Here is a 221-nt window from a genome sequence, read left to right on the forward strand (position 1 = left end):
CGATGGATTCCTCAAGCGATACGGCCAGCGCGGCTGCCACCGATGCCGCGAAGGCTGCAACGGCGGCGGCGGAAGCGGCCGCGAAAGCTGCGAATGCGGCCGCCTCGGCGGCCAGCGGGGCGCAAGAGGAGGCGACCGATAGCGCTGTCGAAGGCGCGAGCACGGCGGCAAAAGCGGCAGCCGATGCCGCCAGCCAAGCCGCCAATGCCGCCGCCGACGCC

Annotated in this window: 1 pseudogene; it reads left to right on the forward strand. The window is 72.9% G+C overall.

The window, feature by feature from the left end:
* Positions 1 to 221: pseudogene (locus B3D39_RS12370) on the forward strand (hypothetical protein); the annotation flags it as partial.

Source organism: Thioclava sp. UBA3469, assembly GCF_002378135.1.
Taxonomy (GTDB): Bacteria; Pseudomonadota; Alphaproteobacteria; order Rhodobacterales; family Rhodobacteraceae; genus Thioclava; species Thioclava sediminum.